The sequence below is a fragment of the Pseudomonas sp. Tun-23181 genome, from assembly GCF_057415455.1.
Genome location: NZ_CM171630.1, coordinates 1,865,743 through 1,879,142 on the forward strand (window position 1 = coordinate 1,865,743; position 13,400 = coordinate 1,879,142).

12 protein-coding genes are annotated in these 13,400 nt (G+C 57.5%); 1 reads left to right on the top strand and 11 read right to left on the bottom strand.

From position 1 onward, the window contains the following. Positions 1-181: 181 nt before the first annotated feature. The 11 genes from ACDI39_RS09110 to aepX form a co-directional block, all read right to left on the bottom strand. Positions 182-802: a phosphoribosylanthranilate isomerase gene (locus ACDI39_RS09110; RefSeq protein ID WP_225787023.1), complete on the bottom strand. Its 621-nt coding sequence runs from the start codon at positions 800-802 to the stop codon at positions 182-184. A 60-nt stretch (positions 803-862) separates the two neighbouring features. Further along, a complete protein-coding gene (gene truA, locus ACDI39_RS09115; protein WP_225787024.1) occupies positions 863-1,717 on the bottom strand; it encodes a tRNA pseudouridine(38-40) synthase TruA in 855 nt (284 codons plus the stop codon). Positions 1,718-1,989: 272 nt separating this feature from the next. Next, complete coding sequence (locus tag ACDI39_RS09120) at positions 1,990-4,656, bottom strand: FimV/HubP family polar landmark protein (protein ID WP_225787025.1); 2,667 nt, start codon at positions 4,654-4,656, stop codon at positions 1,990-1,992. Between the two features lie 70 nt (positions 4,657-4,726). Then, the gene (locus ACDI39_RS09125) at positions 4,727-5,731 is read right to left on the bottom strand and encodes an aspartate-semialdehyde dehydrogenase (RefSeq protein ID WP_225787026.1); all 1,005 of its coding nucleotides are present in this window, start codon (positions 5,729-5,731) and stop codon (positions 4,727-4,729) included. Between the two features lie 167 nt (positions 5,732-5,898). Continuing rightward, the gene (locus tag ACDI39_RS09130) at positions 5,899-6,468 is read right to left on the bottom strand and encodes a cupin domain-containing protein (RefSeq protein ID WP_486538442.1); all 570 of its coding nucleotides are present in this window, start codon (positions 6,466-6,468) and stop codon (positions 5,899-5,901) included. 15 nt (positions 6,469-6,483) lie between these two features. Further along, positions 6,484-7,617 (bottom strand): homocitrate synthase/isopropylmalate synthase family protein, encoded by a 1,134-nt coding sequence (locus tag ACDI39_RS09135; RefSeq protein WP_486538444.1) that lies wholly within the window; start codon positions 7,615-7,617, stop codon positions 6,484-6,486. Then, on the bottom strand, positions 7,614-8,501 hold the full coding sequence (locus ACDI39_RS09140) for an NAD(P)-dependent oxidoreductase (protein WP_486538446.1): 888 nt from the start codon (positions 8,499-8,501) through the stop codon (positions 7,614-7,616). The genes ACDI39_RS09135 and ACDI39_RS09140 overlap by 4 nt, the downstream gene beginning before the upstream one ends. 230 nt (positions 8,502-8,731) lie before the next feature. Continuing rightward, the gene (locus ACDI39_RS09145; protein WP_486538448.1) at positions 8,732-9,304 is read right to left on the bottom strand and encodes a cupin domain-containing protein; all 573 of its coding nucleotides are present in this window, start codon (positions 9,302-9,304) and stop codon (positions 8,732-8,734) included. A 1-nt stretch (position 9,305) separates the two neighbouring features. Further along, positions 9,306-10,058, bottom strand: a complete 753-nt coding sequence (locus tag ACDI39_RS09150; protein WP_486538450.1) for a PHP-associated domain-containing protein — start codon at positions 10,056-10,058, stop codon at positions 9,306-9,308. Positions 10,059-10,060: 2 nt separating this feature from the next. Beyond that, positions 10,061-10,621, bottom strand: a complete 561-nt coding sequence (locus ACDI39_RS09155; protein WP_253080431.1) for an HD domain-containing protein — start codon at positions 10,619-10,621, stop codon at positions 10,061-10,063. Continuing rightward, the gene (gene aepX / locus ACDI39_RS09160) at positions 10,611-11,486 is read right to left on the bottom strand and encodes a phosphoenolpyruvate mutase (RefSeq protein ID WP_253080432.1); all 876 of its coding nucleotides are present in this window, start codon (positions 11,484-11,486) and stop codon (positions 10,611-10,613) included. Before aepX ends, ACDI39_RS09155 begins: the two co-directional genes overlap by 11 nt. A gap of 616 nt (positions 11,487-12,102) precedes the next feature. Between aepX and ACDI39_RS09165 the strand changes: the two genes are divergently transcribed. After that, positions 12,103-13,308 (top strand): MFS transporter, encoded by a 1,206-nt coding sequence (locus tag ACDI39_RS09165; protein ID WP_486538453.1) that lies wholly within the window; start codon positions 12,103-12,105, stop codon positions 13,306-13,308. The last annotated feature ends 92 nt before the right edge of the window (positions 13,309-13,400 follow it).

Genomic DNA, 13,400 nt, shown 5'->3' on the forward strand with positions numbered 1-13,400 from the left:
TTCAATGAAACGATGATGGACCGGCTCCGGGGCCCGCACGGGGCGGGGCCGGCCAGGCAGCCGGGCCATCGTCAATCTGTCATGCCGGCGCCCTGCAAAAGCCCGCCGCAAGGGCGGGCCTGGCAGCACCGGGCTGCGAAAGCTATGGACGATGGCGCGCGCCCCGCCGTCACATCCGTTGTCACGCCTGCTTCACCGCACGCAGGAAGGCCTCGATCTTCGCCGCATCCTTGATGCCCTTGGCCTGCTCGACACCACCGCTGACATCCACCGCGAACGGGCGCACCTGGGCGATGGCCTGGCCGACGTTGTCCGGCGACAACCCGCCGGCGAGGATGATCGGCTTGCTCAGGGAAGCAGGCACCAGCGACCAGTCGAACGCCTCGCCGGTGCCGCCGGGCACGCCGGGCACATAGGTATCCAGGAGGATGCCGCGGGCGCCGGCATACTGCCGGCAAGCGGCCTCGAGATCGTCACCGGGGCGCACCCGCAAGGCCTTGATCCAGGGGCGCTGGTAGCCTTCGCAGTCGGCCGGGGTTTCGTCGCCGTGGAACTGTAGCAGGTCCAGCGACACCGCTTCGAGAATCTCGTTGAGTTCGCAGCGGGTGGCATTGACGAACAGCCCGACCGTGGTCACGAAAGGCGGCAACGCGGCGATGATCGCCCGCGCCTGACGCACGTCCACCGCGCGTGGGCTCTTGGCGTAGAAGACCAGGCCGATGGCGTCGGCGCCGGCCTCGGCCGCGGCCAGGGCGTCCTCGACGCGGGTGATTCCGCAGATCTTGCTGCGAACGTTGCTCATGGAAAGCGAACCCTGAGTGATCGGTGAAAGGCCGGATGTTAGCAAATGACGTTTCGCCCGTCAGTCGGCCAGCGCTTCGAAGCCGGTGAGAAAGTGTGGGCCGATGTAACGTTGCGGCAGGACGAACGTCTCCGGGTACTCCACCTGCACCAGGTACAGGCCGTAGGGATGGGCGGTCACCCCGCCTTCGCGGCGGTTGCGCCCTTCCAGTACCTCGCGGGCCCAGGTGGCCGGGCGCTCGCCGGCGCCGATGGTCATCAGCACGCCGGCGATGTTGCGCACCATGTGGTGCAGGAAAGCGGTGGCGCGCACGTCCAGCACGATCATCCGGCCATGGCGGGTGACGCGCAGGTGATGGATGTGCTTGACCGGCGACTTGGCCTGGCATTGGCTGGCGCGGAACGCGCTGAAATCATGGGTGCCCAGCAGAAAGCTGGCGGCCTCGGCCATGGGCGCGATGTCCAGCGGGCGATGGTTCCAGGTCACCTCCTCGGCCAGGTGCGCGGGGCGAATCGGGTCGTTGTAGATGACATAGCGGTAGCGCCGCGCCGTGGCCTTGAAGCGGGCATGGAAGTCCGCGGGCATGGGCCGTGCCCAGGTGACGCTGATGTCGTGGGGTAGGTTGAAGTTGGTGCCCATGGTCCAGGCGCGCTCGTCGCGCACGGCCCGGGTATCGAAATGCACCACCTGGCCACAGGCATGCACACCTGCATCGGTGCGCCCGGCGCAGACCACAGAGACCGGCGAGTCGGCCACCTTCGACAGCGCCTGCTCCAGGGCCTGCTGGACGCTGGGCACGCCACTGGCCTGGCGCTGCCAGCCGCGGTAGCGCGAGCCTTTGTATTCCACGCCCAGGGCGATGCGGGAGTAGCCTTCGGCCGCCGATTCGGCCGTGTCGTTGTCGTTGATGTCCAAGGAAGCGAAACCTGTGGGTGAAACGGGAAGGCGGGCATTATAGCGGCAACGGCGGTGCCTGGGCGGACATTGCCGGCAAGCCCCACAGGGGCCGGCGGTGTTCACACATCAGGTGTTCCGCAGAAGACCCTGTGGGAGATCACCGAGCCCTTCGGGCTGCGCTGTCGCGCAGGGAACAGAAGCCGAAAAGGCAACGCCCCCCCTGTGGGAGCGGGCTTGCCCGCGATCGGCTGCGCAGCAGCCACAAGGCCGCTACACGCAACCAGCAGGCGTCACACCAAACGCGAGAGCATCTCCTCGGCTTCCTGACGCTGGTCGTCGCTACCGTCCTTGACCACTTCATCGAGGATGTCGCGGGCACCCTGGTGGTCGCCCATGTCGATGTAGGCGCGGGCCAGGTCGAGCTTGGTGGCGACCTCGTCGGTGCCGGAGAAGAAGTCGAAGTCCAGGTCGTCCAGCGGCTCGGGTTCGCGCGCCGCGTCCTCGGCGGTGAAGTGCGGCTCCAGCGAAGGCGACTCGAGGTTCTGCGACAGCTTGTCCAGCTCGGCGTTGACATCGTCCAGCTCCGAGGCGAAGTGCTTGGCCGCCTGGGAGTCGTCGTCCAGCGACAGGGACAGGTCGAAGTCCTCCGGCAGCTCCAGCTCGGAGATCGGGTCGAACTCGGGGATCTCGTCGAAGGCAGCCAGTTCCGCGGCCACATCCACCGGCTCATCCTCGGTGGGCGCCGCAGCGGCAGGCTCACCGACGTCGAGGTCGAAATCAGCCAGGTCGTCCTGGGTCTGCGGCTCGACCTGGGCCTGGGCCAGCAGCGCCTCGAAATCGGCATCGGCGTCGGCATCGGTCTCGCTGGCCACTGACTCAGGCTCGGGCTCGGCAGCCTCTTGTGCCTGTTGCTCATCGACCTGCGCCTCTGCCGTGTCCAGCATCGGTGGATCCAGCGGATCCTCCACCGGCAGGTCGTCACCCAGGCTCAGGTCGAAGGCGCTGTCCAGGTCGTCCTCTTCGGTCGCCGGCGCTTCATCGACCACCTCTGGCTCCGCCCCGGGCTCAGGGGATGGCGCTGCCTCAGCGACGGGCTCCGGCTCCTCGACAGTCGGCTTCAGGTCGCTGTCCTGCAGCAGTTCCTGGACATACTGCTCATCCATCTCGGCCGCCAGCGCCGCAGCGCCAAGGCCAGCGGCGGCAATGCCGAGCATCGCCGGGAAACGCTCCTTGAGCGAATCGACCACCGCCTTGTTCTGCTCGGAAGACGGCAGTTGGCGTTCCTGCTCGGCGAAGGCGGTCTGGTCGCCTTGGCGAGCGTAGACTTCCATCAGCTTCAGGCGCAGATCACTGCGCTGGGGCTCGGCGGCCACCGCTGGCTCCAGCAGATCGGCGGCATGATTCAAGCGGCCACGGGCCAGGCTCTGCTCGACCTCGGTCAGCAGTTGGCCAGTCAGGTCCTGCTCGGCCGGCGCAACCACTGGCGCAGCGGCCTGCACCGTCTGTGCGGCAGGCTTCTCGGCAGCCGCCGCGGCGGCTGCCGACGCCGCCACCACGGCCGGCGCCAGCTTCACGCTCGGCGCCGACACATCCAGCCCGTCGAAGCTGCCCGCAGGCAGGTCCAGGTCTGGGCTGCGCTCGCTTTCCTCAGCCAGCGCCCGAGCCATGCGCAGGTGCTTCTCGGCCTCCTGCTGGGCCTTGCGCTTGCGTGCCAGGAGCAGCAACAGCAACAACAGGACGAGGAACGCCGAACCGGCCAGCAGCCCCAGCAGCACCGGGTTGCCGAGCAGCTCGTCGAGCACGCCCTGCTGCTGCCCGGCCTCACGCTCGGCAGCCGCCTGCGGCGCAGGTTCGCCTTCTGGCTCGGCTGGGGGCAGTTGGGCCTCGGCGGGCGGCTGCGCGGGTGCAGGTTCGCCAGGCAACGCAGCCGGCGGCGGGGTCTGCCCGGCCCCACCTTGCGCCTCGAGGCGGGCCAGCTGGTCGTTCTTCAGCTCGATCAGGCGCTGCAGCTTGTCCAACTGGCTCTGCAGGTCGGCCATGCGGCTCTTGAGTTCTTCGTTGTCGCGGCGGCTGGTGTCCAGGCTCTCCTGGGCCACGGCCAGCTGGTCGCTGAGGGCCTTGGCATCCTGCGCACCGGCCTGGTTGCCTGGGCTGACCAGGCGCAGGTTATCGCCCTGGGCGATACGCGCCGGCGCCGCCTCGGCCGCGCCGCGCCGGGTCGCGTCCAGCTGGCGGGCGGGTGGGCCCAGGCGCCGGCCCTCGCGCCAGGCGGCATACTGCTCGGCCACCTCGCTGATCGCCTCGCCCTGGGGAATGCCCTGGATCTGCTGCTGGTCGGGCAGGCGCAGGACCTGCCCGACCTTGAGCTGGTTGATGTTGTTGCCGATGAAGGCGTCCGGGTTCAGGGCCTGGATCGCCAGCATGGTCTGCTGGACCGAGCCCCCTTGTGTATGACGCGCGGCGATCTGCCAGAGCGTGTCGCGGCGCTTGGTGGTGTAGCTGCCCGCCCCGCTCAGCGCAGGCGCGATGCTGTCTGCCCCCGCCTGTTCGCCCTGTGCCTGGGCCTGGTCCAGGAGCACGTTGTAGTCGCGCAGCAGACGGCCCTGGGGCCACATCACCTGGACCAGGAACTTGACCACCGGGGCTGGCAGCGGCTGGCTGGAGGTCACCCGTAGCACGCTCTTGCCATTGGGGTTGATCACCGGGGTGAAGGTCAGGTCCTCGAGATAGGACGGATAGGCCACCCCCGCCTTGGCGAATTCTTCAGGTGGCGCCAGGCTCGGTGCGACTTCGGCGGCGGTAAGGTCGCGCACGTCGAGCAGCTCGATCTCGGCATCCAACGGCTGGTTCTGCGCCGACTTGAGGGTCAGCTCACCCAACCCGAGGGCATTCGCCATGCCGGACGACAGCGCCGAGGCTGCCGCCATGGCCAGAACCAGTTTGCGAATTCGAAGCATGACCTCTTCCCTTGTAAGAATCGTCCCGAAACCTGCGAATGGCGCAGGACAAAGTGCTCGCCAGTATCTTTTACGCCATATGTTTTATCAACAATCGGGCCACCTGCACGGCGTTGAGCGCCGCTCCCTTGCGCAGGTTGTCGGTGGTCAGCCAGAGGTTGAGTTGCTGATCTTCGTCGATGCCATGGCGTACACGACCAACATAGACCACGTCCTGCCCCACTGCGTCGCCAACGGGCGTCGGATAATCGTCCGGCTCGACCAGCTCGACGCTCTCGGCCGCCTCCAGGGCCGCGTTGACCGCCGCCAGGTCGACCGCGCGGCGGCTCTGCAACGCCACACTGAAGCTATCGCCGAAAAACACCGGGACTTGAACGCAGCTCACGGAAATCTTCAGCGCCGGCATGCCCAGCAGCACGCGCAGCTCACCGACCAGACGGCGTTCCAGGGCCGTATGGCCCTGCTCATCGGCGCCGCCGACGCGGCCCAGCAGGTTGAACGCCATCTGCCGATCGAAGAAGCGCGGCTCCAGCGGGCGGGCATTGAGCAGCTCGGCGGTCTGCCGGGCCAGTTCACTGACCGCTTCCCGGCCCTGGGACGAAACCGCCAGGCAGGCCATCACCTGGACCCGTTCGATGTCGAGCAGGCCCTTGAGCGGCGCCAGGGCCACGGCCAGGGCAACGGCAGCGGCGCTGGGGCTGGCGAGCAGCACGGGCAGAGGCTGTTGCGCCAGCTGCTCGCCGTTGGCCTCGGGCACCAGCGCCAGGGCCTGGTCCAGGCCGCCGGACAGGTCGATGACCGAGCATCCCGCCTGCCGCGCCTTCTCGGCGAAACTGCGGCTGACGGCCGGGCCTGCGGCGAAGAACGCCAGCCTGACCTGGGCGAAGTCGAAGCTGTCGACCTCGCGCACGCGCAGCTTCCTGCCGGCGAACATCACACTGCTGCCCGCCGACTCCATGCTGGCCAGCAGGTGCAGGGTGCCTACCGGGAAATCGAGTTCCTCGAGGATCTGCACGAGGGTTTCGCCGACGCTGCCGGTGGCGCCGACGATGGCGATGTCTATGGGCTGGGTCATAGAGGGGAATCCTTTTGCTCAGACGGCGGGGGGGCGGCACTTTACTCGGATTGTAGAGAGAGGAACAGGGTTGTCAGTGATGCCCTCTTCACGGGTAAGACCATAGACAGCCTGTCTAGTCCTGAAATAGGTTTACACCTGCTCAGGCACTTCTACCAGGCTGAGCGTCAGGTGTAATCGACTGCGAGTATCTGCGAACCTGACTCAAGTGCGTAGAAGGCATGAGGGACCCACGCATCTATAAAGATAGAATCACCGACTGCCAACACATCCTCGCGCCGCTCACCTACCTTATTGCACCAAAGCACCCCCACCGCCCCGGACAGGACATAGACAAACTCCTTTGCCTGATGCCCTTTGTTCACAGGCGCTTTGTCGGGAGAGGTAAACAATGGAGAAGTCCTGAGCACCATGAGATTCTTGTCGGCCGACGTTTTCATTACGTGCCGGTAGAAATACGCGGGTTCGCCCTCCACCCTTTTCAACCGGTCGAAGCGGATCTGCCCACTGCAGATTTTCACATGGTCCTTAAGATCGCCATCTGCGGAGTCGAGTTGCTGTATCACATGCGACAGCGAGACATTCAAAAGTGTGGCAAGGCTATGGAGCTGGTCGAAACTCATCTGTAGCCCACCGCTCACCTCCTCATATAAATCTCGAGCGCTATTGAGGCTTATCTTGCGGGCGCTCAGCAATCGCTTTAAAGCACCTTTCGCCACTATGAGGGCAGTCTTCATGGAAATGCCCCTACTCTACGATTTAATTGCCGAATAGAGCATAGATAGATCGGCCAGACTCAAGGCACGAGACTTGATCATCGATACCTCCCGCACTAGTTGCAAAAGCCTGCTCAAATCTTTTTCCGACCAATCTATCTCCAGCTGGCTGAGCGCATATTTCAAGGAGGCTCGTCCAGAATGCTTACCAACTACAATTTCCCTTTGACGCCCCATCAGCTCAGGCGAGAATGGCTCGAACGCTTTGCCATTACTCAAAGAGCCCTTGGCATGAATGCCTGATTCATGTGCAAACACATTGCTCCCAACCACCGGCTGCCAAGGATGAATGGTCGTGGCCGTGGCCACAGCCACGACCTCGCTCAGGGACCGGAGCTTTTCAAGCTTGATACCTAGGTCGACGCCATACTGAATCTTCAGAGACATCACCATTTGTGCAAGATCAGGCATACCTGCCCGTTCCCCAATACCGTTTACGGTGACGTGAAAATATCGCGCTCCCGCTAGCAAACCGGAGATCGTGTTACTGACAGCGTGTCCGAAATCATTGTGCGCATGGCATTGGGTGTCGATAGGTGTCGCGGCGGTTACGGCCCTGACCACGCGATGATATTGCTCAGGAGTCAGTATCCCGACAGTATCGGATAGCCGCAGCCGATCAGCCCCTGCCTCGTATATACGACCAGCATACTCAATAACGAAGGAAAGTTCGGACCGACCAACGTCTTCGGCACTGATCGAAACAAATGCGCCCCGTTGCTTTGCGTAGTCGACCAGCTCGCAGGCTTGGTCTAGCAACCAATCCCTGGGCTTGTTAACACTATCCTTAAGGTGGATCTCAGAAGTCGGTAGCCCGATATGGATGTGACGATAGCCCATGTCTAGGGTACTCTTCACGTCGGCCCTCACCCCCCGATTCCAGCCAACCAAGCGAGTTTCCGTACCCTGGGTGCGCTCCAGCATCTCATGCAAGGTACGGCTTTCGCTGCCCCCCATCGCATTTATTCCACCTTCTATCCACTGGACGCCCGCGGCAACCAGCGCATCGAATATTTTCAGCTTGGTGGCTCTGTCAAAAGAAACGCCAGGGGCTTGCTCCCCATCGCGCAGCGTAGTGTCTTCAATAACTACATCATCACGAATTTTCATAACGTGCTCCGTGCGTTGTTATAGGACAGCAAGGAAAAATACTGGCACTGGTCGCCTTCATCACCGCAGGATCTCCTAACCCTGTGAAAAACCTCCATCGCCATTGATGAAACTGGATATCGCTGCCCAACAGGTAATTGCGCCTGCGCCAAATCGAGATCCTTGCAGCGAGTGGCAAGACTGACGTTGCTGGAGGCCCCATCAGACAAGGCGTAGTCCAAAGCGACCTGCATATATGCAGAGCGTCCTCGGCAAGAGGTGAAAACGTCAGCCAATGATTTCAGGTCCAGGCCTAAAGCGGCCCCTTGGCTAATTACCTCAATAGCACCCGCGAGATTAATGCTCTCAGCCAAGTTGTTGAGGATCTTCAAGCGCTGAGCCTTGCCGGGCCTCTCCACGTAGGTAACTGCCTCGCAGAAGGTTCCAAGCAGAGGGTACACCCTCTCATAAGCCGCAGGCCTAGCCGACACGATCGCACTCAACGTGCCATTCAGTGCCCCCTCGACGCCACCCGAAACAGGGGATTCGATGTAATCAACCCCTTGCGCCCTGAATGATGCATGTAATGCCACTGCCGATTCGGGAGCGACCGTGCTTAGATCAACCACGGTGCTTCCAGCGACCATATTCGAAAGAAGTCCCTTCCTGGGAGAGTGATAGATCTCATGTTGAGCTTCACTGCCAGTTGTACAAACGAAGACAACTCTTACCATACCCGCGAGAGATGCCATATCAGGTACCCATACTGCTCCTTGTCGAACAAGGTCAAGTGACTTCTCCTGGGTGCGGTTGTAGAGATGGATTGGCACTCGACTGTTCATCAAGCGCTGACATATGGCCTGCCCCATTCGACCTAAACCAATAAAACCTACTGCATCATTCATAAAAACTCCTGCAATGAATGCATCAAAATTTTCTGCAACGACGCAAGGGCGCTGTCATATCGTGAGCGCAAGGAGTTAAGCTCAACGAAAACCCAGAGCGCCCCATCTTGCGCGGGATCCCCCAGCTTCCTCAACACAGACGAGCACCATTGAAAATCAGGCTCACCCGTTCAAAAAAGCCTATCGACACCCACAAAACATTACCCATGAGAGAAATTAGAAACCCTTTCTCAACCGTAGTTAATAGCAATGATCTCTGACCGCTGCCCAGCCACATCATTAACAAAACTATGCGGAACATTTGGCGATATAAAAATAGAGTCACCATCACTCAAGACACTTTCTTTTAACTCACCATCACCTCCCAACCACTGCACTCTCACCGTCCCTCTTGTTACGTAGACGACCTCTTTCGAAATATGCCCTCTATTCAAATGCAAGGGCTGCAGCACATCACTATGCAAATCTAACCGCAGAGCCATAAGGCTAGGATCCTGATTGGTCGTCACCAGATGCTCGTATGTATAGCAATGCACGCCACCCCTGACCTCCTCACATTTAAAAGAGTTGCTTCGCCTAGCAATTTTCACCCCCTCATCTAAGTCGCTCTCGGTGTACCCCACAAAAAACTCACTAAGCGGCACGGACAAATACTCCGCAAGCCTCTGTAGCTGCTCAATACTCTCAAAATATACACACTCCGAGTCGAAATTTAAGTCCTGCACATGCGACATCGTCATCTTCCTTGTCGCCAAAATATCTTCTAGGCGAGACATACGGATAGAAATTTTACCACCACTCATCTCAACTCTCCTTTTGCTGTTCAACCAGTGTCTGACGATACATATAAGACATAGATACCAAACGTGAAGAATGATCACCATACGAGTGATCGGTCCGCTGGCTTTCTATCCAATGTTTCGCAGTACAGTATTCTTCATGGTCCTGCAATTGGAACACCGTATGACATGCCCCTACCTGAATGAAAGTATGCGCATCAGACCCACCAGTGGTCTGGAGCCTTAGCAGCCTCGCAAGCTCCAAATATTTCTGCACGTTAGCGAGGTCCTTGGCGGGTACCTCGATTGCATTCAGGCATCGCTTTAATGCATTTAGATCATCGCAGGTCTTTCCAGGCCAAAAGATGTGATGCGCTACCAATTTAAAGGGTCTTCCCCGTTTCACTAGGGCGTCATGAAGAGTTTCCAACGTGTAAAATCCTGGCCTACGGTTCAACGACATCAAGACATACAAATCCGTATGCACGCCAACATTCATTCTATTGGCAAGCTCCAGTTCAGCGCCAGGAAACACCCCAACACCTTGGCAAATTAGCGTACCATCGTCGTGAAAATTAGCTTCTAACTTATTTTCTAAAAATAATCCGTGCATTAGGGCATCATAAGCATCAGCCTCAATATGCTCAGTAACACAGATTGCGTCTAACTCATTAATTTTTGCCGCACCTATCACTTGCCTGACCACCTCCCAGTCCGGATTTTTTTGCTTCTTTTTCAACAACAAATGCACATGCGAATCAACTTTCACCCTGACCATATTCACCTCATAACTGAAATGACAACATGCTCATACCAAGAGTAAGGCCATAGCTTTTCACCTCTATAGGGTGTATCGTCGAACTCCCTAATAAGCAGTGCGCTTTTAAAATGCTCTGCCGAACGAAAATTCTGAATCTCATCAGGCGACATTACCCCTCCCTGATGTTCAAGGCTTTGCGCCGAGCCCAATCCAAGCTGTTGATAGTAAGCAACATCTACTGTTGCCAGGTAACGCTTAGCATCGATGTGCAATGCAATAGGTGCACAAACCTCAGAGGGAAACCATCGACTCAACCAGGCAGCACCTAACGCAGCATGCTCACGATCTCTGGAGTAATCAGTAAGCTCAGGGTCTCCAGAACAAATATAATGTCCAACATCGTGAAACAGCGAAGCAACAACAATAACCTTACTCTCCCTCCTTACCATCGCCTGCTGAGCAGACCACAGAGAGTGCTCCAAGACGCTTCCACCCTCAGTAAGTTTTATATTTGCGCAAGCATCCATCACCACCTGAAGAGTTCGCAAGGCCGTACGCAACTCCAGGTTATTATCGGGCATATATACGCTCAGCAATCTTCAATTCATCGTAATCCAGCAAAGAAAACACGTCTGCAAGTGGCGAAATATCTGAATTGATCGTGCTGATGCTGTTATCCTGGCGGATTTGCCGTGCCGCCCTGCGCATAGCATGGACAGATGCGCGCATTAATTGATTCGCACAGATGTAAATGGATACTCCCACTTGTTCAAGCAAGGCTAGAGGAGTATCAATATAGGTAGTTGGCGCCACGACCAGCGGCGATCGCCCCTGCCAACGTCGTCCAAACTCCACCACATCCTGCGCGTCCCGAGCTCTGGAATGGATAAATATTCCGTCCGCACCTGCCTCGTGGTATTGCTCCGCCCTCTTCAAGGCGACATCCACGCCCAGGCCAGCAATCAAGGCCTCAGTGCGAGCAATAACTGTAAAGCGATCATCACACTTTGTGTCCTGCGCAGCTTTTATTTTCCCACAGAACTCTTCCACCGAGCTCAACACATGATCACCAGAAACAAAAGAATTCATTTTTGGAAAACTCTTATCCTCCAATGAAATCCCAGCAATACCATAATTGGAAAGTCTTTTTACGATATGCCTGACATTGTTGAAGTTTCCAAAACCCGAATCACCATCAAATAGTATTGGAATATTCACAACATCATGGATAGCCTGAGTTACTTCGACAACCTGACTCCACGATGCTTCATTACAGTCGCGAAGCCCTAGAGCCGACGCGATGGACAACCCCGAGGCCCATATAGCCGAAAATCCTGCTTCCTCTACTATCCTGGCTGATAAGCCACTATGTGCCTCTAGGATCAAATCCAGCTTGCCATTAAACAAGTTTTGTCGGAAATTTCCCGCAAGCGACGACCTAGGCATTGCGCACCCCACTAGTTGTTATTTAGCACATGCTTCGCCAACTAGTCTTAGCCAGCCCTCAGCATTAAAACAACCCCTCGTTTCATTTTCTTACAAATACCCACAGCCAAAGCCCATTGTCACCAACTTGTGACAAAAAACCTCCTCCCTCATGTGAATATAACGCCAACCTCATACCTATCACGACCCTCACCAAGTCCTGACAGAACACTCCAAGACTCATTGATTGACAAAAATTTATCGAGCACCACGCTGCCCCCTGTAAATGCTGGATCACTTCACCTCTCTAGGACGGCCCGGGGCCAATCATATGAAAAATATACAATCCGGCCTTTGTAAGAAAATTCCTGTAAAACAGTAAGACCACACTGAAAATAGTGCACGATTAAAGAGGCATTATGAGAGGGGAGAGAAGCATGCATGTCATTTCTCCATCGTTCGACTTGACAGACAGGAGCATTATCGTGCAAGACAGAAACCATACTCGAATGCATCGCGACGGCTATTATGGCCCACTCTGCTGCTCGATAATTGATTTACTTCGATCCGTACCAGATCTACATACCACTCATCAGCCAGCTGACTTTTCTGAGATTCCTGAAGATAAAATTCGCCCATGACTAACTCCAACGCCCCCCGCTTTCTCGTCTCCGCTTTCGCTCTTGAGGTTTTTAGCACACAGACCCTTTTCATCTATACACCACTGCAGTTCATCTTCAACGGCGGCGAAAGTATAACTGCGTCATTTTTACGCGCGACGGCCTACATTGGGCCGGTGATATTCGGGTATTGTGTTGGTATATTAGTAGACCACTTCAACAAGCGAAACCTCGGATGCACCATTGCAACTGTGCTTAGCGCAGTTGCTGCCGGCTATAGCGTTCGACTGCCCGATCAGACGCTGAGTGAAACTTTTTTCTTCCTTGCGGTCGTATCGGTGGGAACCTATGCACTCAATAACTTACGCGCCTCGGTAATGCCAAGTATCACCAGTCCCGCGCAACTATCTAAGATAAATTCCACACTACTGGTAGCGGAGAACACTGCCCTGATCGCTGCTCCCCTTGTCGCTTCTCTACTGTTATCTTCAAACAACCCCAGAAGTGGCTTTATGGGCATTGCCGTCTGCTTCTGTATCTCGAGCGTTCTCTACCACTTTGCTCTATACGCCGCTCCATCTCAACCGCCCTCCCAGGCTAGCGAGAGTTTCCTGCGGAACCTACGTATTTTGATCGACAACAAGCCTTTGCTTCATCTCGTCTACGTCGTCATGGGCAACAATGCGTTTACCGGAGTTTATTTGCTATATGTTCTTGTCAATGCAGCAGAAGCCGGTCTCTTCATGACTCAGGATGTCCCTCATATCCTGATCGCCTTTGCCTTGGGCTCAATCCTGTCCGGCGTGACGGCCTCGAAGATAATCAGTATTTTTGGCAACCGTAGCCTAGCGGTGCTGTGCAGTCTATTCCTGGCTGCTTCTGGCAGCCTGCCGCTTATCCTGAAAACACACAGCTCATTTTTCTCCTCATCCTTCCTTGTCGGTTTTTTCGGTTCCTATATCGTAATTGCCGTCTGGACACTTAGGCAGAAATTGCTACCTGCTGCAGCTCTCGGCAGAGTCACTGGCATTACCAGTGCTTTGTTCAAACTTTCAATGATTACCGCTATACCCGTCGCAGGCATGCTCACTGAACACTACAGCAGCTCAGCTGCGATCATCTTCGGTATTTTTTCCGTGTTCCTGGGGACAGCGCCGCTGATTTTGGGTCTCGTTGCCGAACGTTTAAAGAGCCATCACAGCGCCCGATCACACCCAGATTGAAATTCATGGCTACTGTAGGGGGTGATTTCGCCGGCTTGCCATTGCCACAAACCGCGAACATAGGGCCTGCACGGATCGAGTAGGAGGCGGGT

Excerpts from the sequence above, each read along its gene's own strand:
- ACDI39_RS09120 (WP_225787025.1), bottom strand. The coding sequence starts at position 4,656 with ATGCTTCGAATTCGCAAACTGGTTCTGGCCATGGCGGCAGCCTCGGCG.
- ACDI39_RS09150 (WP_486538450.1), bottom strand. The coding sequence starts at position 10,058 with ATGGTCAGGGTGAAAGTTGATTCGCATGTGCATTTGTTGTTGAAAAAG.
- ACDI39_RS09110 (WP_225787023.1), bottom strand. The coding sequence starts at position 802 with ATGAGCAACGTTCGCAGCAAGATCTGCGGAATCACCCGCGTCGAGGAC.
- ACDI39_RS09130 (WP_486538442.1), bottom strand. The coding sequence starts at position 6,468 with ATGAAGACTGCCCTCATAGTGGCGAAAGGTGCTTTAAAGCGATTGCTG.
- ACDI39_RS09155 (WP_253080431.1), bottom strand. The coding sequence starts at position 10,621 with ATGCCCGATAATAACCTGGAGTTGCGTACGGCCTTGCGAACTCTTCAG.
- ACDI39_RS09140 (WP_486538446.1), bottom strand. The coding sequence starts at position 8,501 with ATGAATGATGCAGTAGGTTTTATTGGTTTAGGTCGAATGGGGCAGGCC.
- ACDI39_RS09125 (WP_225787026.1), bottom strand. The coding sequence starts at position 5,731 with ATGACCCAGCCCATAGACATCGCCATCGTCGGCGCCACCGGCAGCGTC.
- ACDI39_RS09145 (WP_486538448.1), bottom strand. The coding sequence starts at position 9,304 with ATGAGTGGTGGTAAAATTTCTATCCGTATGTCTCGCCTAGAAGATATT.
- ACDI39_RS09165 (WP_486538453.1), top strand. The coding sequence starts at position 12,103 with ATGACTAACTCCAACGCCCCCCGCTTTCTCGTCTCCGCTTTCGCTCTT.
- aepX (WP_253080432.1), bottom strand. The coding sequence starts at position 11,486 with ATGCCTAGGTCGTCGCTTGCGGGAAATTTCCGACAAAACTTGTTTAAT.
- ACDI39_RS09135 (WP_486538444.1), bottom strand. The coding sequence starts at position 7,617 with ATGAAAATTCGTGATGATGTAGTTATTGAAGACACTACGCTGCGCGAT.